This is a genomic window from Clostridium sp. YIM B02506, assembly GCF_022324845.1.
GTDB classification, from domain to species: Bacteria; Bacillota; Clostridia; order Clostridiales; family Clostridiaceae; genus Clostridium_T; species Clostridium_T intestinale.
The window spans coordinates 1-1,093 of the sequence record NZ_JAKGTG010000070.1 but is presented as its reverse complement, the minus strand read 5'-3'; the positions used below and the strand labels follow the sequence as shown (position 1 = coordinate 1,093).

The window sequence follows — 1,093 nt, the reverse complement described above, 5'->3', positions numbered from 1 at the left end:
TATTATTTGAGAATGTATTTATAGATGGAACTAAAATAGAGGCGAATGCGAATCGATACACCTTTGTTTGGAAAAAATCTATTCTAAAAAATGAAGAGAAAATGTTTAATAAGATTCTTTCTCTTTTTGAAACTATCAACCTTGAAGAATTAAAAGAATTTACTGTTCAAAATGAAACTCTTTTAAGTGATATTGATAAAGTTCTTCAATGGCTTTTATATGAAAAAAAGCAAAGAAACATAGAATTTGTTCATGGAATTGGGAAAAGAAAAACTAAAATTCAAAAATGGACTGAACAGTTACTTGAATATAAAGCACGGCAAGAAAAGTATAATTTCAGCAAAAATATATTCTCAAAAAGAAATAGTTATTCAAAAACTGATCCTGACGCAACTTTCATGCATATGAAAGATGACCATATGAGAAATGGACAATTAAAACCTGCATATAATGTGCAAGTTGCAGTTGAAAGTGAGTACGTGACCGGTATCGGAATATTTAGTGACAGAAATGATATAGCAACATTAATACCTATGATTAGCAATATGCAAGAAAAAACAAGACAGAAATATCAGAATGTAATTGCAGATTCAGGATATGAAAGTGAAGAAAACTACCTATTCTTAGAATCAAATAATCAAGTACCATATATAAAACCACAAACATATGAAAAGTGGAAAAAAAGAAGCTTTAAGAACGATATAAGCAAGCGTGAAAACATGAAATATGATGACAAATCAGATTTATACTTTTGTCATAATGGTAGAAAATTGATACCCAATTCAATTATTCATAGAAAATCTACAAGTGGATATATATCAGAAATTACCGTGTATGAGTGTGAAAGTTGTGAGAATTGCAACTTAAAAATAAAGTGTACTAAGGCAAAAGGAAATAGAAAGATGCAAGTCTCAAAAACTTTTGTGGAAAAACGTGAAATATCATATAGAAATATATCAACTGACCTTGGAACTAAATTAAGAATGAATAGATCTATTCAGGTCGAAGGAGCATTTGGCGTTCTAAAAAGCAACTATGAATTTAAGAGGTTTTTAACACGAGGGAAAAATAGTGTAAAAACTGAATTTATTTT

1 protein-coding gene is annotated in these 1,093 nt (G+C 28.8%); it reads left to right on the top strand.

Going from position 1 to position 1,093, the window contains the following annotated elements; translation table 11 throughout:
- Nucleotides 1–1,093 (top strand): transposase (locus L1S49_RS23075; protein WP_238907699.1); only part of this gene is annotated, 1,093 nt, incomplete at both ends.